Raw genomic sequence first — 17,364 nt, forward strand, 5'->3', positions numbered from 1 at the left:
GAAATTCGAGCGGCCCATCGGCGCGTCGATACGGGATCAGAAGGGCACGATGCTCAAACCGGCTGATGGCCAAGCTACCTCCCTCCCCGGAGGGCACTGTGACAGTTTTTCTGAGCGCAGTGTAGCCGTTCATGACTGCGACGCGAACCTTGACCTCGGCAACTTGCCGGTCGAAGTCTCGCGCCATGAGGCGCAGCCCAAGCTGTCTAATACAGTACGTCCACTGCCCCTCGTAGGTCCGCAGCAGTGTCTGGGAACTAGGGGCTACGCGCTGATGATTAACTCTTATCCTTACGCCGCCACCTTTCATGATCCGCCAAGGTACTCGCGCGCAGCCGTTGCGGCGATGTCGGCGAAGGAAGAAAGGGTCGGCAGGGTATTGTCCTTGCGCCACGCCAAACACACGTCGACACCGGCAGGATTGTCTTCGATCTGAGCGAAAGAGACGGTCGGAAGCTGCAGGTTTTTCGCGACCTCGGGCACGATCGACACGCCCATTCCTGCGCCAACAAGACCAACAACGGTATGGATCTGCGTTGCCTGCTGGCTGACCTTTGGCACGAAACCAGCCGCTTCGCACATCGCAATAATCCGCGAGTAGAACAGCGAGCTTTGTTGCCGCTCGAATAGCACAAACGGATCGTCCTTCAGTGCGCAAAGCGAAATGCGCCCGGCCTGGGCATGTGGGTGCGAACTTGGCAACGCGACCATGAATTTCTGCGTGCCAACCGGACGCGAATCGAGTGTGTCATCCGAGATTGGCGGGCGCAGCAATCCAATATCCACCTTTCCTGCGCGCAATGCTTGGATCTGTTCGGCAATCGTCATCTCGAAAAGTTTAAGTTCAACGCGGGGAAATCGGGTCCGAAAGTTGTTTAGGATCGGCGGCAGCATTCCGTAGGTCGAGGAGTGGATAAAGCTGATAGCCAGTGCGCCTTCTTGGCCCGCAGCGACACGCCGCACCTCATACTCGGCCTCTGTTACGTCCGAAAGCAGCCGGTAACAGCGATTGCGAAAGGTCGCCCCGGCAGTGGTCAATTCCACCTTTCGTTTGGTGCGGTGAAGCAGCTGAACGCCCAATGTCGCCTCTAGTGCCATGATCTGCCGGCTCAGCGCGGGCTGCGCGATGTGCAGTCGCTCTGCCGCTCGTGAGAAATTCAACTCTTCTGACAGGCAGACAAAGCTTCGGATTAGGCGCAGTTCGAGGGTCATGTGTTATGTCCGTTCGGCATTATTCGTTGTCTGAATCAGCATTGGACAGCATATGAACTTCTTGCAACATATATCTCACTCAGCAGTTGAGGGAGGAGCGACGTAGTGAATGGATTTCGTGTAGCCCACGGGCACGAACGGGCCGAAGCCTCGATGGTCGAGGCATTTTCGAAAATTCCAACGGCAATCATCAGCGACAATCTAAGCCGCTTGGTTGCCGCAGGGCCTACCGTCCGTCCGATGCATCGCGAGGGATCGCTGGCCGGAACGGCAGTGACAGTGAAGACCCGCCCGGGCGACAATCTTTTGATTCACAAGGCAGCGGATATGGTCCAGCCCGGCGATGTGATCGTCGTGGATGCCGGTGGCGATCTCACCAACGCCCTGATCGGAGAACTCATCATTTCCCATGCCCGGACGCGGGGCTGCGTTGGTTTCGTGGTCAATGGCGCGGTTCGGGACATGGATGTCATCAGCGCGGACACGTTCCCGGTCTACGGCGCGGGTGTTAACCATCGTGGCCCCTACAAGGACGGCCCCGGAGAGGTGAATGTTCCGATATCGCTCGACGGCATGATTATCGAGCCCGGCGATATCATAATTGGCGACATGGATGGCGTTCTTTGCGTCCCCAAAGCCGATGCAGCACGCGTTCTTAAACTCGCCCGTGCGCAAGAGGAAAAGGAACGCAGCATTCAAAAGGCAATCCAGCTATCCGCTTGGGATCGCACTTGGGTCGACGAAACGCTCAAGGCGAAGGGGTGTGCAGGAGTCTGAACTCTATCACCAGCCTTGCACAACAAAGACGGCGGTCGACGTTCTGAACCGTCGCATATCGAAAATTCAAGGGAGGAAACCATGAATATCTTCAAAGGACTTATCATTGCCGTTGGTCTGGCAGCCGCTGCGCCAGTCGCCGCACAGGAATGGACACCGGAAAAGCCGATCCGGATCGTTGTCGGCTTTGCGCCCGGTGGTGGAACGGACCAGACCGCGCGTCTGATCGCATCAGCTGCACAAGAACTGTTCCCCGTTCCGCTGGTGGTTGAAAACCGCCCCGGAGCCTCGGGCACTCTCGCAGCCGAAATGGTCGCCAAGGCTGCGCCCGACGGCTATACGTTGTTGGTTGCCGGCGGCAGCGAAAGCACCTCGGTCCCCCATCACCGCAAAACTCAGTACAGCCTCGATGATTTCCGTGGCGTTGTCCGTGTCAACCGCGAGCACATGGTTATCGTGAGCAAGGCAGGCAGTGGTCTGGACAGCATCGACGCGGTTGTAGAACGCGCCAAACAAGAGCCCGGCGCCCTGGCCTATGGGTCGTCTGGTCCTGCGGGCATTCTGCACTCTGCATTCCTTGTGTTTGGCAAAGAGGCGGGGATCGACATGGTTCACGTTCCCTACCAGGGCGGATCGCCGGCGCTTGCTGCCCTGTTGGGTGGGCATGTGGATCTGACGATCATCACGCCCGGCGATGCACGCGCCCAACAGGAGGCCGGCACGATCCACGTGCTTGCCACGACATCTGATCGCGCAGACCAGATTCCCGACGTGTCCTCGTTGAGCGAGCTTGGCTACGACGTCAATCTGGAGAACATGAAGGGTCTCGTCGCGCCCGCCGGTACCCCGGACGAGGCGGTTGCCTATCTGCAAGAACGGTTCGCCGAGGCGATGAAATCGGATGCCTTTACGACGGTGGCTGCGCGCAGCAACATCACGCCTAGCTTCCTGACCGGCGCAGATTTTGAACAGGCGATGCGGTCCATGTCAGACGCGGTGGCCGATGCTCTGGACTCCAACGCTCCTGCGACCGAGTAAGCGCATGACCGCGAACCGAATGCTCGCACTGGTCTTTGTGGCTGCGTCCATCGTCTTTCTTACCGTGATGGTGCCGGACCTTAACCAGCAGCAGGCCAGTATGGGTGGCGGTTTTTATTCGGTAGGGCCATCGGCCCTACCGACCTTCGCCGGGGCCATGGTGCTGTTGTTCGGGGTGGTGATGCTGTTCACTGATCGCCCCGTACCGGAAGAGGCTGGCACGTTCAGCGCCGGGATTGGTCTGGGGCTCCTTCAGATCGGCCTGTTCGGCGCCTACGCTCTCGGCCTGTCACTGATCGGGTTCCTGCCGGCCTCCATCTTGTTTCTGGCCGCTGTTTTCCTGATGTATCGCGCCGAAAACTGGATCTTGGCAATCACCCTGACGCTCGGCATTCCAATCCTCGTCGATGCCCTGCTGCGCAAGGTTTTTCTGGTTCCGCTCCCTGGCGCCTCATTCTTCTGACTCTTCCGGAGGCTGGACATGGATCCGCTTTTCCAAGCTCTCTATGGGCTCGCTGAGCCAGTGACCTTTCTGACTCTGCTGCTGTCAGTGGTTATCGGACTAATTATCGGGGCAATCCCGGGTCTGTCGGTCAATATCGCGGTCGCCCTGGCGGTGCCCCTGACCATCTTCATGCCAACCGATCAGGCGATGGTGATGCTGATCGGCCTGTATGGCGCCGGTATCTTCGGAGGATCGGTGTCTGCGATCCTCTTGAACGCCCCCGGCACACCGGCCTCTGCCGCCACAATATTTGACGGCTTCCCGATGGCACAGCAGGGGCTGGCGACCAAGGCTCTGCGCCTGTCGCTGATCAGTTCGGTTTTCGGGGCTGTGTTCTCGATCGGCCTTTTGATCCTGCTTGCGCCGCAACTGGCCAGTTTTGCGCTCGGGTTCGGCCCGGTCGAGATCGCCTCTTTGCTGTTCTTCACCTTTCTCGTGATCGGAATTTTGTCGGGAAATTCGTTGGTCAAAGGATTGTTCTCGGCGGCGTTGGGGATGGTGCTGGCAACAGTCGGCAGCGATCCTATGCTGGGCATTCCCCGCTTTACCTTCGGCTCGACCGCGCTGATGGACGGACTGACCTATGTGCCACTTCTTGTTGGGCTTTTCGCCGTCGCCGAAATCATTGAAGAGGCCACCCGGCGCTTCTCTCAATCCGTACGCAAGGTGGATTTGTCCGGCGAAGATCGCGCCGCCAACCGGATCTCGTTCGGTGAGGTTTTCCGTAATATCCTGCCAATGACACGGGCATCTGCCATCGGATCGGCGATCGGCATCCTGCCCGGTATTGGCGCCACCATCGCCTCGTTTCTGGCCTATGCCGACGCCAAGCGGGCCGCAGGCAGCAAAGGCAACTTTGGCAAGGGTGATCCACGGGGGGTCGTTGCATCCGAAAGCGCTAACAACGCAGTCGTCGGAGCGACATTTATCCCGACCTTGGCGCTTGGCATTCCGGGTGACGCCGTCACAGCCATCCTGTTGGGTGCGCTTGTCCTGCAAGGGGTCAGCCCCGGACCATTGATCTTCGTCAACTCGCCTGAGATCGTCTACACGATCTACTTTGCCCTGCTTGGATCGACGCTGTTGATGGGTTTGATTGGCTACCCGGCCATGCGTATGCTGTCCCTGACCCTGCGGATCCCCAAAATCTACCTTATGCCCTGTGTGGCGTTGGTTTGCGTGGCGGGCAGCTATGTGGCCCGGAACAATATCCTGGACGTCTACGTCATGCTGGGCGCGGGCATCTTGGGGTTCATCTTCAACCGCACGAAAGTACCTGTCGCACCTTTGCTGATTTCCTTCATCATTACGCCTTCTTTCGAAGAGGCGTTGCGACAGGCGCTGACGCGCAGCCGCGGCTCGTTCGAACCGTTCATGACCAATCCGGTCACACTTACCTTGGTGGCGATCGTCATCGGACTCGTCGGTTTGACGTTATGGCGGCAGAAAAAGCTGCGGTCGAAAAAAGCACAAATGGAAAGAATGGGGGTTTGAGTGACATGATAGGATTTATTGGTCTGGGCGTGATGGGGGCCGGAATGGCGCGCAACATCGCCGCATCCGGTCTGAAACTGGCGGTCACCACGTCGTCGCCCGAGAAGGCAGAAACATTCCGGGCTTTGGGCGCAGAGATCTGTTCGAGTCCCGCAGACCTGGCCGCGCGGTGCCGCGTTATCGTCACATGCGTGCCCGACGCCAATGCGCTTGGCAATGTGATCGAGGGAGAGACCGGTTTGGCAGCGCAGTCGTGGGAAGGCGGGCTGCTGATCGATTGTTCGACGATTGCCCCCTTTGAAGCGCAGGACATGGCCCAAAGGCTGGCCACCGTCGGCGGACGATTTGTCGATGCGCCGGTCAGCGGTGGCGCGAAAGGCGCGGACAGCGGCACCCTGACCATCATGTGCGGGGGATCAGAGGACGACGTGGCCGACGCCGACCCAGTGTTGCAGGCCATGGGCAAGAACATCCACCATGTCGGGCCGCTTGGGGCAGGGCAGGCGCTAAAGGCCTGCAACCAACTGATGGTCGCGGTGAACATGATGGGGGCCTTTGAGGCCGTGGCCCTGGCCCGCGCCGCCGGAGTCGACCCCAAAGTGATGCGCGAAGTCCTGTCCACGGGCGCGGCCCGCAGCGGAGTTCTGGAGGCGCACGCACTGCGCTATATCGAAGGCCAGCTTGACGGCGGTTTTCGTTCCGAACTCATGCGCAAAGATCTTGGTATCGCCAATGCCGTGGGCGCCCATTTCAATATCAGCCAACCCGCCACGGATCTCGCACATCAACTGATGATCGCGACCTGTAACTCCGGGTTTGCAAAACGCGACAGTGCCGCACTTGGCCTGCTTTATGACCGCCTGAACGGCCGCAACGAGGACACCAGCCAATGACGGAAACGCTCGATCTGGAAACGATCCGGGAATTCTCCAACGCCGTTTTCCAAGCCGCAGGGCTGACCGTACAGGATGCGGAGACCGTGACGGATGTCCTAATCCATGCGGACTTGCGCGGACACGGCTCTCATGGCCTGACACGCATCCCGATCTACGCCGAACGGATCAAGGCCGGTGTCGTCAAAGCGCGCCCCGACATCAAGTTCGACCGGCCATCGCCCGGCGTTCTGGTCGTTGATGGCGACAACGGGCCGGGGCCTGTGGTCAGCCTCCGTGCTCTGGAGGCCGCGCTGGATGTTGCGCGGGAAAACGGGGTTTGCGTTGCGACCGTCGGCCATTCGAACCATAACGGTGCGGGGTCGTTTTACGTTGAAAAGGCCGTTGCGGCGGGCTGTATCGCCATCGCGATGACCAATGCGCCGCCTTCGATGACGGTGTTCGGCGGTCGGCAAGCGGTGCTTGGCACAAACCCGATCACCTTTGGCACGCCAATCACCGGGGATACCCCGGTCCTTTTGGACATGGCGACCTCGGTCGTCGCGCGCGGCAAGATCGTCGAAGCGGCCAAACGCGGAGAGGCGATCCCCGAAGGATGGGCGTTGGACGCTGACGGCAAACCCACCACGAGCGGCGTAGCAGCAGAACAAGGCGTCGTGCTGCCGCTGTCCGGCCCAAAGGGGTCGGCGCTGGCTATCATGGTAGAGGTGCTGTGCGGGGTTCTGTCTGGCGGACGGTTTGCAGGCTCGCTGGGCAATCTATATAGCGACTTCGTAACGCCGCAGGACGTTGGACATTTCATGTTGCTCATCGATGTGTCGCGGACCCATGTGTCAGATACACATGGCGACAGGGTGCGTGAACTGGTGACGGCCCTTAAGGACTGCGCCCTCGCAGATGGTTTCGACGCCATCCTCATGCCGGGTGAGTTGGAAAAAGGTCGCGAAGACCGAACACGTCAGGCAGGTATTGCGCTGCCCAGCAACGTGATCGCCGATCTAGACGCTATTGCCACCGGGCTCGGCTGCGCGCCGCTCTCCGGTCTGATCAAAGAGGTTGTTCAATGACGCAAGCACCTGTCCGCATCGTATTCCTAGATCGGGCGACCCTGTCGCCCGAGACAAAGTTGAGACAGCCAGCCTTTGCCGCACAGATCGTAGAGCATCAGCAAACGGATCCCGATCAGGTCGCCGCACGGATCGCTGACGCAGATGTGGTGATTACCAACAAGGTGCCAATCAACGCCGAGGCGCTGGCCGCCGCGCCAAAGCTAAAGCTGATTGCCGTCGCCGCCACCGGCTACGATCGCATCGATCTGGCAGCCTGCCGGGAGCAGGGTGTCACCGTCAGCAACATCCAAGGATATGCCGGGAACACCGTGCCCGAACATACCTTTGCACTGCTTCTGGCCCTGCAACGCAGTATCGTGCCCTATCGCCAGTCGGTTATCGACGGACGCTGGGCAGAGGCGAACCAGTTCTGCTACTTCGATTATCCAATTGCTGATTTGTCTGGAAAGGTTTTGGGCATCGTCGGGGACGGCGCCTTGGGCAAGGCAGTTGGTAAAATCGCCGAAGCCTTTGGTATGCGGGTCCTGTTTTCCGGCTACAAAGGCGTAGAGGGGATGGGCCCCCTTTACACGCCCTTCGAGGAAGTCATGCGGTGCAGTGACATCATCACCTTGCATTGCCCACTGATGCCGTCGACGCGCAACCTGATCTCCGACACCGAATTCGATATGATGGAGCGTCGCCCCTTGCTGTTGAATACTGCGCGGGGCGGTCTTGTGGATGAGGAGGCACTGGAGCGCGCGCTTGAAGGCGGGCGGATCTCTGGGGCCGGGTTCGACGTGGTCACAACAGAGCCGCCGGGCGCAGACCATGTCATGCGGCGCATCGCTAAACGCAGCAACGTGATCCTAACGCCACATGTCGCGTGGGCCAGCCAAGAGGCTATCCAGACTCTTGCAGATCAGCTTATCGATAATATCGAGGCCTTTTTGAACGATGCGCCGCAGAATGTTGTTTCGTAGAACATAATCCATCCTGCAGCAGTGCCAGGTCGGCCGCTGAGCCGCTTCTTTGAAACGGCGGAAACTGCCGCCGACCGTCACTGCCAAGGGGATTCACCCGTCGCGATTGATCTCGTTCTGACAGAGGCGCTGTTGCGCAGCCGGCGACACCAAAGCTATCCCCGCGACAGCGCCTCACCGATCGTGGGGCAGAGCCGCGCCGAGGATTGGGCTATACGCCAGACGTCAACGCCCGTGCGAGCAACTTGCTGATCATGAACAACAAAATGATGAGGGTCAGCGCTAACTACTGCAGAACGGCGCACGCAATACAGGTGGTTTACAAGAATTCGTGCATCCGCCAATCCCGGATCGGTCCGAGAATACACGAGCCTGACATTACTTCGGAACCTTCTTGAAGCGTTCCATCGCTGCGTCCAAATGGCACCGAAGTCCGGCACGCGCCCATCCTGCGTTGCTAGCCTCTATTCCCTTGATGATCTCGCGGTGCCCTTGGATACTGTGAAGAATGTCTTTGTCTTCATAGATGTAGAACCCTGTGACCATCGGAAAATCCAATAAGTTTCGACCACTCTTTCTCAAGTAGCCGCTGCCCGATGCTTCGTAGAGCATGTCGTGGAAAACTCGGTTGGCCGTGTCGAGTTCAGCAAGAAAATCCCCTCGGCGCCGGATGAACGCCTCTTCCATGTCATCTGTGCTGCGCTTGAGCACATCGAGTTGCTCTTGGGACCGGTTTTTTGCCGCCAGTGCCGCACCGTGTCCCTCTAATAGAATTCGGATTTCGAATATGTCGAGCGCGTCCTCGGGGCGCCATTCCGTGACTATGGCGCCCCGAGTGGGGGAGGGAGTGAGCAGTCCTTCAGAGATGAGCTTGCTGAAGGCCGCCCTGACCGGGGTCCGGCTGACCCCGAGCTCTTCGGATACGACTACCTCTTTTAGTTGCTCCCCGGAGTCATAATGTCCGGACGTCAGGCGGCTGCGAAGAGTAGTGTAGACACGCTCTCCAACGGTCATGTGACTAGCCATTCAGTTCACCTCCTACGCAGATTACACACAAACGAGGCTTACTTTTCTACTGTTTGTGCAAGATCTGAGCTGTCCTTCGATTTGCGGTTCAGGAACTTGCGGAAGAGAGGCACGCCAACCGAAAGCAGAATTGCGCAAATCAGCAGCCAAGAGATTACTCCGCTGAAGAGATACCCAACGTCGTTTCCGGAGATCAGAAGCGAACGGCGTAGCGCGCTTTCGGCCATCGGCCCGAGAATGACCGCGAGCACAGCGGGCGGTGTAGGGATGTTCAGCCGCTCCATTGCGTAGCCCAGCATCCCGAAGCCGAGCATCAGCCAGACCTCGTAGAAGCTGTTGTGGATGGAATAGACACCGATGACGGTCATGCAAATGATCATGGGTGCCAGCAGGCGCGGTGGTAGCCGCAGGACGTTTACGAAAACCATCGCACCATATCGACCAAGCACCCAAACCAAGCCTGCCGTGATGAGCAAGGTCAACATGAAGCCGTAGGTGATCGGGGCGTCCTGTTGGAAGAGTTGCGGGCCGGGGCGCAGGCCATGCACGAGGAGCGCGCCGAGGATGACCGCAGCAACACCGCTGCCTGGAATGCCGAGCGTCAGGGCAGGGATCAGGCTTGCAGCAGTGTCCGCGTTGTTGGCGCACTCTGCCGCGGCCACCCCCTCGGGGGCACCTTTGCCATATTTCTCCTTGTCCGGATCGCCTCGACGCTGCTCATTCCAGGCGAAGATCGCAGCAATGTTTCCTCCCAGCGCCGGGATCACCCCTGTCACCACGCCGATGCCAGAGGCTTTGACCCAGACCGGTATCAACGATCGCCACGCAAAGGGCTCCTTCTTGTCAGAGATCTCCAGCTCGCTGTCTGAGGCGGGCTTGGACGAAAGAGCAAGTTCGATTGCAGGCGGGATTGCATAGAGGCCGGTGAGCAGGACAATGATGTCGATCCCGCTCAACAGGTGCATGTCGTTGAAGGCAAATCGCTCGTTGCCCATGATCGGGTCAATGCCGACCATGCCGAGCACGAGCCCCAAGCAGACTGACAGGAGGCCTTTGTAGGCGCTGTCAGAAAGAAGTACCGCGATTGTCATAAGGCCAAAGGTCGCCAGCCAAAAGTAGTTGGCCGGGCTGAATTTAAGCGCCAGAGCGGCGAGGGGCGGCGCGAGCACCAGCAGGGCGATCGCACTGGCCGCGCTGCCGATGGCGGAGGAGGCCACTGCGATGTTCAACGCCAGTTTGGCTTGCCCTTTCTGGGCCATGGGGTAGCCATCGAATACCGTTGCAATGCCCGCCGGAGTACCCGGGATACGTAACAGGATGGCCGGGATCGCCCCGCCATACATGGCGCCGTTATAGATACCGGCGATCATCCCGAGAGCCACAAGTGGCTCCATCGAGAAGGTCAGCGGGATGAGCACGGCGATGCCCATAGTGGCGGACAGTCCCGGCAGCGCCCCAACGGCGATGCCGACGGCTGTGCCGAAGACCATGGCGGCAATCACACCCATCGAGAGAACGAGAGGAATGGCCTCGAGAATGTAGTTGATGATATCCATTATTTTGTGGCCCGGGTAATGACGTCGACAATTGCTTCATCTGGCAGAGGGACATTCAGAAGCATTGAGAAGACGGCGTAGAGAATGAGAACGAAGCCAACGGCGGTGGCGAAGCTGACCTTTAGGTTCCGGTAGCCGATCAGGTAGGCGAAGGCCGGAACCGCCACGATGGTGGCAGTGAAAAAACCGACATAGCGCACCGACAGCACATAGATGAGAATTCCGCCAATGATCTTTGCCAATCCGGCAAGGCGCAACTCGGCGAACTCGAATTCGCTCTGCCCGGAGAAGTGAAACTTTGCAGCGTTCACAAACCAGATTAGGGACAGAAAAATTGCAAATGCCGTAACCGCTTGTGGCATCATCCCGGATTGCCCGCTGTAGTTCAGAGCCTCCAAAAGGCCAAAAACGCTGATGCCAGCTGAGATTAAGGCGCCGAGCATCTCGGCCACGCTGTTTTTCATGGGGGTCTCCGCTCACGAGGCATGTCGGACATGGGGTGACCATGTCCGACTGAGTGATTTAATTGCGCCGTCAGATCACTTGATCCAAGGCTCTTCGTTCCAGATCTGACGAAGATCGCTGTCTTGACGCTTCATCCCTTCGATGAAGGAGGCGCTGTCGATGAACTGAAGAGGCAGGCGTTGCTTTTCAGCTGCCGCCCGGAATTCGGGGTCGGCGATGGCCTTTTCAATGGCTTCTTCGAGCTTTGCAAGCACATCTGCGGGGATGCCGGCGGGGGCGGCCACGCCACGTTGCGAGCCCATGGTGAGGTCGTAGCCCTGCCCGACGAATGTCGGCACGTCGGTGGCAAGCTCCCACGGTTGGTCCGTCATTTGGCCAAGCGCGATGAGCGAGCCTTCATCCACGTCGTCGATCACTTCGCTGATGTTCAGGCCGGCAAGCTGGACGTGCCCGCCTAGAATTGCCGTGCGCAGCGACGGAGTGTCCTGAAATGGGACGTGGACGAGTTCGATGCCGGCCAGGCGCGCGAAGTTCGCCATGGCGAGGTGGTCATCGCCACCAATCCCGGTGGTGCCAAAGGTCACCTTGCGAGGGTTTTCCTTGGCGAAAGCGACGACGGCTGCCAGATCAGAAAACTCGCCGTCAGCGCGGGAGACAAAGGCATTGGCGTCATAGACGACATTGCCGATGGGTTGGATATCATCCAACGAATATCGTGCTTTACGCTGAATCGGGATGGTGATCAGGTTCGGGTTGTTGATGAAACCGATGGTGTAACCGTCGGGCTCTGACTGGGCCAGCTTGGTGAAGCCGATCTCACCGGCAGCGCCGGGCGTGTTGATCACCGCGATCGAGGCATCGTTGCCGAGATGCTTTTCAACGAAAGGCACCAGTGTGCGCGCCGCAATGTCAGTGCCCCCTCCAGCGCCGTAGGCGACGATCATTTCGATGGTTCGCTCGGGATACTCAGCCAGAGCGGCGCCTGTCCCAAGTGCTAGCATGAGTGTCGCAGCGGCAGTGGCCTTCAAAGATCCAAGCATGTGTTCTCCTCCTCGAATCGCAGTTTTGGATACAGAAAATCAGTAATGCATAGCTGCCATGCAATCAAAACAAAACGAAGGCCATTGCGCGAAAATATAATTAATGCATATATAACAATTGCTTAAGATTAAAAGATCAAGGATATGCTTCCGGGTGGGTATCGATGGCGCTTGCAAGATTTCTCTTTTTTGTTTTTTTACTGTTCACAATCGTGGCGCAACCTTGCGGGCGGATTCGGTACTGTAGAGAGGTTCGCCCTTAAGCAGATCACCAGATCGCCCCCAAGGATGGAGCGCCTTTCAGGGAGGAGGATTTGAGGTGGTAGACCGCCCGACCATCTGTGTGACAGAGCACATTCACCCAGACGCCATGGCGCGTTTGGCAGAAATCGGCAATGTCATTGGGCCCGGACCAGAAGCGGATGATTGGCCCGCCAGAGCCGAGGCCGTCATCGTCCGCAGTGCGCCCGTTTCGCAGGAGCAACTTCAGCGCGCAGTGCGGCTTCGCGTGATCGGCAAGCATGGCGCTGGCACCGACACGATTGACGTACAGGCGGCAAACGCCGCTGGCATCCCTGTACTGACAGCCGCGGGGACAAACGCAGAGTCCGTTGCCGACTTGGCCATTTGCCTTGCGCTCAACCTGCTCCGTGCCCCGGATCTGCATGATGCGGCCCTGCGAGGCGGACGGATGCTCGCGCCGCGCCAGAGGATCGGCTTTGAACTTTCGGAGCTTCAGGCCGGCATCTTGGGGATGGGTGCCATTGGCCGCGCGGTGGCCCAGCGGCTGGTGCATGGCTTTGGGGCCCAGGTTCTGGCCTATGATCCGATGCTGCCTGCGAGTGACTGGCCAGAGCGGGTGGAGCGCGCCGAAACGGTGGATGATGTGCTGTCGCGCAGCGGAATCCTGTTCCTTCACCTGCCGCTTTTGCCTGAAACGACCCATGTGTTGAACGAGCGCGCCTTTGCGCTGATGCCGCGTGGCTCTTTTGTCGTCAATTGCGCGCGCGGCGGGATCGTGGATGAGGTCGCGCTGGCCGAGGCAATTGCAGACGGTCATATCGCGGGTGCTGCCAGCGATGTCTTTGAGGCAGAGCCTCCCGATCCGCAGCACGCGTTGTTCAGCGCCGGACGGTTTATTGGAACACCGCACATTGGTGGCTCCACAGAAGCAGGGCTCAAGCGCACGGGGATGCTTATCGCCGAGCGAGTCATCTCAGAACTCAAGAAACCAAGAGAAATAGAGGATTAATCCATGAGTATCGGTTTTCAAGTCCGGTCGCGTCAGCGTTGCGTCTCTGACGAGAACGCACAGCGGGCAAAGAACTTCCCCGTGGCGAACATCAGCGATTGCATGAGCCGTATGTTTGCAGGTGGGCCGCAGCTCCGCCCGATCCATGAAGGTGGCAAGGTTCTGGCTGGCCCGGCCCTGACGGTGCGGTGCCGCCCCGGCGACAACCTGATGGTTCACCACGCACTTGATATCGCCAAGCCCGGCGATGTGATCGTGGTGGATGCCGCCGGCGATCTGACATCGGCGATCATGGGAGAGATCATGGCCGCCGTTGCCCTTAAGAATGGCGTTGCCGGCATGGTCATCAATGGCGCAATCCGAGATGCCTCCGAGATCCGCCGCATGGGTCTGATCCTCTATGCTGCCGGCATCACCCATCGTGGCCCCTATAAGGATGGTCCCGGAGAGATCAACACGCCCATCGCCTTTGACGGCATGGTGGTAGAGCCCGGCGACCTTGTGCTCGGCGATGATGATGGCGTGCTTTCAATTCCTTACGACGACATTGATGACGTTCTCGCAGCCGCAGCACGGAAGAAAGTGGCGGAGGAGGAAGAATTGGAGGCAATTGCCAACGGAACGGTGGACCGCTCTTGGGTAGCAAAGGCACTGAAGGAGAAGGGTTGCCTGCAGGTTGGGTGACCAACTGTAGGGCTCCCGCCCGCCAAAGGTAGTCAAAGCACTGATAGAGACCAGAAGGGACAGAAAATGGATGACGGTCCGAACAAAGCAACGGGGATATCCCGTGGCCTGACCAACTACGGGGACGCGGATTTCTCGCGCTACCTGCGCGTAGCCAATGCCAAGTCGATGGGCTTCTCCGACGAGATGCTGAGCAAGCCGATTGTCGGCATCACGTCGACCTTTAACGAGTTCAATAACTGCCACCGCAGTGTGCCAGAACTCGTAGCGGCGGTGAAGCGTGGGGTGATTGCGGCAGGGGGGTTGCCGCTGGAGTTTCCGACGATCTCGCTCGGTGAGCCCTATCTCAACCCCACCGCTCTGTTCTTCCGCAACCTCATGGCCATGGACACCGAGGAGATGATCCGCGGACAGCCGATGGATGCAGTGGTATTGATCGGTGGTTGCGACAAGACGGTGCCTGCGCAACTCATGGGGGCCGTTTCGGCGGGCCTGCCCGCAGTGCAACTGGTGACCGGTCCCCAACTGACCAACCGTTGGCGCAACGAGCGGCTGGGCGCTTGCACGGATTGCCGTCGGTTCTGGGGTAAGTTCCGCTCCGGCGAGATCGACGAACCCACGATCAACGAGATTGAAGGTAACCTGATTGCCACAGCAGGCACATGCGCTGTCATGGGCACGGCGTCTACCATGGCCGCCCTCGCCGAAGGGCTTGGCATGATGTTGCCTGGCACCGCTGCAATCCCCGCCGTCCACGCGGACAGGCTGCGGGCAGCTGAGGCCTCGGGCCGGGCGGCGATCAAGCTGATCCAATCCGGAATTGGGGTCGGGGATATCATCACCAAGGGTGCGATCAAGAATGCGCTCCGCGTACTGCTTGCCATTGGTGGCTCGACAAACGCGATCATCCATTTGACGGCAATTGCTGGGCGCGCGGGAATTAAGGTATCGCTCGACGAGCTTAACGAGCTGTCGGATACGACCCCTGTGCTGGTCAACCTCAAGCCAACCGGCCCCTACTACATGGAAGACCTGCACGCCGCCGGTGGCATTGGCGCTGTTCTGCGCGAGCTGCGCCCGCTGCTTGATCTCGACTGCATGACCGTTACCGGCGAAACCCTGCGCGAGCGTCTCGACGGTGATCCGGGCTGGGTAAATAGGGAAGTCGTGCGCTCGCTCGAAGAGCCTCTTCAGCCAATGGGGGGCCTGGTAGCCCTGTTCGGTTCGCTTGCGCCTCGTGGGGCGATCATGAAGCGGGCCGCAGCTGATCCCGAGCTTTTCGAGAAAGAGGCACGCGCTGTCGTCTTCACTTCACTAGAGGATTTGGCCGCCCGGATTGACGACCCGGATCTCGACGTGACCGAAGACGATTGCCTCGTTCTGCAAAATGCCGGACCGATGTCGGAAACGCGTATGCCTGAGGCGGGATACCTTCCGATTCCCAAGAAGCTGGCGCAGAAGGGCGTGAAGGACATGCTCCGGATTTCCGATGCTCGGATGTCGGGCACGGCCTATGGTACGATCGTTCTGCACATTACGCCTGACTCGGCGTCCGGCGGTCCGCTGGCGTATGTGCTCAATGGCGACCGGATTCGCGTTTCGGTAAAGGAGCGGCGCATTGATTTGCTGGTCGATGAGCAAGAGCTCGAACGACGCCGCAAGGAAATGGTTCTGCAGCCCGCAACAGCCAAGCGCGGTTACGCAAGGATGTTCGGAAATGAGATCCTCCTTGCCGATCAGGGCTGCGACTTCGCTAGCCTTGTGGCGGATCCGGACTCTCTGGGGGAATAGGCCCGGAGCCTTCGTTTCTGGCGGCTCGGGATGGTGCATGGTTCGTTGAGCTACTGAACCGTCCCGGGTGGCCCGAGGCTTGTTGTCAATAATTTCGTGGCCTTGGTTTCAGTTACCTGACCTTCGTCTTCAAGGCCGTGCTGCACGATGCAGTGGATGACCGGTTCGGGGAAACTGCATCGCAGCGATAGCCGAGCCGGCGAAAGTCCGGATTGGGCCGGAAGCAACGTCTTTCTCAAGAGATCACGCGCAGAACCTACTGGAAGGTAACAAGGATGCTCATAGTTGCTTCCTCGTAATTACCTGCGTCATAAGGTTTTATCAGATCGTGGCGCGGAGATAGGCGATGGACGGTAGCGTTGAATGGACAGAGATGGGTGTTGCGTCAGGCCTCAATCACCTGGCGATGCTTTCACCTATTGAAAACTTTTATCAGGGGCTCCTTCCGGGCTTTAGCTCGATCACTACCGTCTGCGGCATTATTCGTTCCACGCTTGGTGGGTCACGCATAACCTGAGGCACACGCGGATCACATCTACCGATGAGTTCGATGCACATGTTCGCCGGATCGAAGCTCTTTATGCGCTCGCTTGTGCGCAACACCCCTACGAGAGCGGCATCGCTGGCTCGAGATTTGCCAATTGGAAGTTAAAAACGGGGGGAGCGGCAAGATAGACTTCAGTGCTGAGACCGACCTCAGTACGCCCCGGGAAAAAAGATACATAAGCCCGAAGCGCGGCGATTTCCTTGGCACTTATTTTGGCCAAATGCGCGAGTGCGGTTTGCTGACTCGTGCCAGAGAACACAAAATTCCAATCCCGACTGAGATCGGCAAGTTGCTGGCAGAAGCTTACGAGGAATCCTTCCCCATTCCTATTGATCGATTCTTCGAGATCGCGCGTGCGGGCGTTGTGGACCGAGGCGAGCTCGCAGAGATGTTGCCGTTAGCCCCGTCAAAACTGGATCATGATAGCCAGGAGGCTGAGCTTCTTCGTGAGATCCTGATTGGTGGCGACGAAAACATGGATCCCGGGCAGAAGCGGCGGAACACTCTTTTGGCTATTCTGAACGTCTCACGAAAAACAGCCAGAGGAGCGGTGGGCCAGGATGCCTTGCGTTGGTACTGGGCGGAGACCGAGCCAGATGGTGATTTCGCTGAAGTCCATACCGCGTGGCAGCACTACCAGGCGGCAGACATGCTGCGTGTCGCTTATGAGGCTTTGATGAACCATGCGATCTTCGGGATCGAGGAGTCAGCCGATGGAGTAGCTATGCCGGTATTGGCAAGCCGTCTGGTGGAAGACGTGCCGGACGTCCCGTTTGATGGCTGGCTGACAACACTATCGGCGTCGGACAAAAGCCTCAAGGAGATGCAGGAAGAGGCCCGCGGTGAAGAGCCATCTCTTGAGGTGATCATGACCGTATTTGCAAGCCTGTGGCGCAAATGGGGGGGAGGGCGTCCGAGCTTGCTGAGAGCCTGAATGCCAAGCCAGTCTTCCAGACATGTGCGACGGAACTGTCATGGATCGAAGCACACAGGACTATGAGTGCTCGTGAGGCTATGGGGCTCCTCATAAATGATCGGATCATCCGTCGCCA

Annotated in this window: 17 protein-coding genes and 1 pseudogene; 12 read left to right on the forward strand and 6 right to left on the reverse strand. The window is 58.8% G+C overall.

The features are described from left to right. Positions 1–91: 91 nt before the first annotated feature. Positions 92–214 (reverse strand): annotated as a pseudogene (locus ANTHELSMS3_RS25575) (IS5/IS1182 family transposase); the annotation flags it as partial. Between the two features lie 92 nt (positions 215–306). Then, on the reverse strand, positions 307–1,212 hold the full coding sequence (locus ANTHELSMS3_RS13050) for a LysR family transcriptional regulator (RefSeq protein ID WP_094035245.1): 906 nt from the start codon (positions 1,210–1,212) through the stop codon (positions 307–309). A 153-nt stretch (positions 1,213–1,365) separates the two neighbouring features. On the opposite strand from ANTHELSMS3_RS13050, the gene ANTHELSMS3_RS13055 reads away from it, so the two are divergent. From ANTHELSMS3_RS13055 to ANTHELSMS3_RS13085, 7 genes are all read left to right on the forward strand, one after another. Beyond that, a complete protein-coding gene (locus ANTHELSMS3_RS13055) occupies positions 1,366–1,989 on the forward strand; it encodes an RraA family protein (RefSeq protein WP_094035246.1) in 624 nt (207 codons plus the stop codon). Between the two features lie 81 nt (positions 1,990–2,070). Further along, positions 2,071–3,027: a tripartite tricarboxylate transporter substrate binding protein gene (locus ANTHELSMS3_RS13060; RefSeq protein ID WP_094035247.1), complete on the forward strand. Its 957-nt coding sequence runs from the start codon at positions 2,071–2,073 to the stop codon at positions 3,025–3,027. 4 nt (positions 3,028–3,031) lie between these two features. Next, on the forward strand, positions 3,032–3,490 hold the full coding sequence (locus ANTHELSMS3_RS13065) for a tripartite tricarboxylate transporter TctB family protein (protein ID WP_094035248.1): 459 nt from the start codon (positions 3,032–3,034) through the stop codon (positions 3,488–3,490). An 18-nt stretch (positions 3,491–3,508) separates the two neighbouring features. Then, positions 3,509–5,026 carry a tripartite tricarboxylate transporter permease gene (locus tag ANTHELSMS3_RS13070; RefSeq protein ID WP_094035249.1) on the forward strand — a complete coding sequence of 506 codons (1,518 nt, stop codon included), beginning with the start codon at positions 3,509–3,511 and terminating at the stop codon, positions 5,024–5,026. A gap of 5 nt (positions 5,027–5,031) precedes the next feature. Beyond that, a complete protein-coding gene (locus tag ANTHELSMS3_RS13075; protein ID WP_198319804.1) occupies positions 5,032–5,919 on the forward strand; it encodes an NAD(P)-dependent oxidoreductase in 888 nt (295 codons plus the stop codon). Then, positions 5,916–6,986: an Ldh family oxidoreductase gene (locus tag ANTHELSMS3_RS13080; protein WP_094035251.1), complete on the forward strand. Its 1,071-nt coding sequence runs from the start codon at positions 5,916–5,918 to the stop codon at positions 6,984–6,986. The genes ANTHELSMS3_RS13075 and ANTHELSMS3_RS13080 overlap by 4 nt, the downstream gene beginning before the upstream one ends. Next, a complete protein-coding gene (locus ANTHELSMS3_RS13085; RefSeq protein ID WP_094035252.1) occupies positions 6,983–7,951 on the forward strand; it encodes a D-2-hydroxyacid dehydrogenase in 969 nt (322 codons plus the stop codon). The genes ANTHELSMS3_RS13080 and ANTHELSMS3_RS13085 overlap by 4 nt, the downstream gene beginning before the upstream one ends. Before the next feature lie 378 nt (positions 7,952–8,329). Here the strand turns inward: ANTHELSMS3_RS13085 and ANTHELSMS3_RS13090 are convergent, their stop codons facing one another. The 4 genes from ANTHELSMS3_RS13090 to ANTHELSMS3_RS13105 all read right to left on the reverse strand — a co-directional run bounded on the left by ANTHELSMS3_RS13090 (position 8,330) and on the right by ANTHELSMS3_RS13105 (position 12,038). Continuing rightward, positions 8,330–8,977 (reverse strand): GntR family transcriptional regulator, encoded by a 648-nt coding sequence (locus ANTHELSMS3_RS13090; RefSeq protein WP_094035253.1) that lies wholly within the window; start codon positions 8,975–8,977, stop codon positions 8,330–8,332. 38 nt (positions 8,978–9,015) lie between these two features. Further along, positions 9,016–10,533, reverse strand: a complete 1,518-nt coding sequence (locus ANTHELSMS3_RS13095; RefSeq protein ID WP_094035254.1) for a tripartite tricarboxylate transporter permease — start codon at positions 10,531–10,533, stop codon at positions 9,016–9,018. Beyond that, positions 10,533–10,997 carry a tripartite tricarboxylate transporter TctB family protein gene (locus tag ANTHELSMS3_RS13100; RefSeq protein WP_094035255.1) on the reverse strand — a complete coding sequence of 155 codons (465 nt, stop codon included), beginning with the start codon at positions 10,995–10,997 and terminating at the stop codon, positions 10,533–10,535. The genes ANTHELSMS3_RS13095 and ANTHELSMS3_RS13100 overlap by 1 nt, the downstream gene beginning before the upstream one ends. Before the next feature lie 75 nt (positions 10,998–11,072). Next, on the reverse strand, positions 11,073–12,038 hold the full coding sequence (locus tag ANTHELSMS3_RS13105) for a tripartite tricarboxylate transporter substrate binding protein (protein WP_198319805.1): 966 nt from the start codon (positions 12,036–12,038) through the stop codon (positions 11,073–11,075). Positions 12,039–12,357: 319 nt separating this feature from the next. Here ANTHELSMS3_RS13105 and ANTHELSMS3_RS13110 point away from each other — a divergent pair, with 319 nt between their 5' ends. From ANTHELSMS3_RS13110 to ANTHELSMS3_RS13125, 5 genes are all read left to right on the forward strand, one after another. Beyond that, the gene (locus ANTHELSMS3_RS13110; protein WP_157733506.1) at positions 12,358–13,290 is read left to right on the forward strand and encodes an NAD(P)-dependent oxidoreductase; all 933 of its coding nucleotides are present in this window, start codon (positions 12,358–12,360) and stop codon (positions 13,288–13,290) included. Positions 13,291–13,293: 3 nt separating this feature from the next. Then, positions 13,294–13,974, forward strand: a complete 681-nt coding sequence (locus tag ANTHELSMS3_RS13115; protein ID WP_094035257.1) for an RraA family protein — start codon at positions 13,294–13,296, stop codon at positions 13,972–13,974. A 66-nt stretch (positions 13,975–14,040) separates the two neighbouring features. Beyond that, entirely contained in the window at positions 14,041–15,765 is a 1,725-nt protein-coding gene (locus ANTHELSMS3_RS13120; protein WP_094035258.1) for a dihydroxy-acid dehydratase, read from the forward strand. Positions 15,766–16,111: 346 nt separating this feature from the next. Beyond that, positions 16,112–16,282, forward strand: coding sequence for a hypothetical protein (locus tag ANTHELSMS3_RS25580; protein ID WP_157733507.1), 171 nt, complete (start codon positions 16,112–16,114; stop codon positions 16,280–16,282). Positions 16,283–16,406: 124 nt separating this feature from the next. Then, positions 16,407–17,246, forward strand: coding sequence for a hypothetical protein (locus ANTHELSMS3_RS13125; protein ID WP_094035259.1), 840 nt, complete (start codon positions 16,407–16,409; stop codon positions 17,244–17,246). Positions 17,247–17,364 lie beyond the last annotated feature (118 nt).

This window comes from Antarctobacter heliothermus (assembly GCF_002237555.1).
GTDB lineage: Bacteria > Pseudomonadota > Alphaproteobacteria > Rhodobacterales > Rhodobacteraceae > Antarctobacter > Antarctobacter heliothermus_B.

What these genes read in the sequence shown, in the direction of transcription:
- ANTHELSMS3_RS13050 (WP_094035245.1), bottom strand. Translation starts at nt 1,212, where the DNA reads ATGACCCTCGAACTGCGCCTAATCCGAAGCTTTGTCTGCCTGTCAGAA.
- ANTHELSMS3_RS13055 (WP_094035246.1), top strand. Translation starts at nt 1,366, where the DNA reads ATGGTCGAGGCATTTTCGAAAATTCCAACGGCAATCATCAGCGACAAT.
- ANTHELSMS3_RS13060 (WP_094035247.1), top strand. Translation starts at nt 2,071, where the DNA reads ATGAATATCTTCAAAGGACTTATCATTGCCGTTGGTCTGGCAGCCGCT.
- ANTHELSMS3_RS13065 (WP_094035248.1), top strand. Translation starts at nt 3,032, where the DNA reads ATGACCGCGAACCGAATGCTCGCACTGGTCTTTGTGGCTGCGTCCATC.
- ANTHELSMS3_RS13070 (WP_094035249.1), top strand. Translation starts at nt 3,509, where the DNA reads ATGGATCCGCTTTTCCAAGCTCTCTATGGGCTCGCTGAGCCAGTGACC.
- ANTHELSMS3_RS13075 (WP_198319804.1), top strand. Translation starts at nt 5,032, where the DNA reads ATGATAGGATTTATTGGTCTGGGCGTGATGGGGGCCGGAATGGCGCGC.
- ANTHELSMS3_RS13080 (WP_094035251.1), top strand. Translation starts at nt 5,916, where the DNA reads ATGACGGAAACGCTCGATCTGGAAACGATCCGGGAATTCTCCAACGCC.
- ANTHELSMS3_RS13085 (WP_094035252.1), top strand. Translation starts at nt 6,983, where the DNA reads ATGACGCAAGCACCTGTCCGCATCGTATTCCTAGATCGGGCGACCCTG.
- ANTHELSMS3_RS13090 (WP_094035253.1), bottom strand. Translation starts at nt 8,977, where the DNA reads ATGGCTAGTCACATGACCGTTGGAGAGCGTGTCTACACTACTCTTCGC.
- ANTHELSMS3_RS13095 (WP_094035254.1), bottom strand. Translation starts at nt 10,533, where the DNA reads ATGGATATCATCAACTACATTCTCGAGGCCATTCCTCTCGTTCTCTCG.
- ANTHELSMS3_RS13100 (WP_094035255.1), bottom strand. Translation starts at nt 10,997, where the DNA reads ATGAAAAACAGCGTGGCCGAGATGCTCGGCGCCTTAATCTCAGCTGGC.
- ANTHELSMS3_RS13105 (WP_198319805.1), bottom strand. Translation starts at nt 12,038, where the DNA reads ATGCTTGGATCTTTGAAGGCCACTGCCGCTGCGACACTCATGCTAGCA.
- ANTHELSMS3_RS13115 (WP_094035257.1), top strand. Translation starts at nt 13,294, where the DNA reads ATGAGTATCGGTTTTCAAGTCCGGTCGCGTCAGCGTTGCGTCTCTGAC.
- ANTHELSMS3_RS13120 (WP_094035258.1), top strand. Translation starts at nt 14,041, where the DNA reads ATGGATGACGGTCCGAACAAAGCAACGGGGATATCCCGTGGCCTGACC.
- ANTHELSMS3_RS25580 (WP_157733507.1), top strand. Translation starts at nt 16,112, where the DNA reads ATGGACGGTAGCGTTGAATGGACAGAGATGGGTGTTGCGTCAGGCCTC.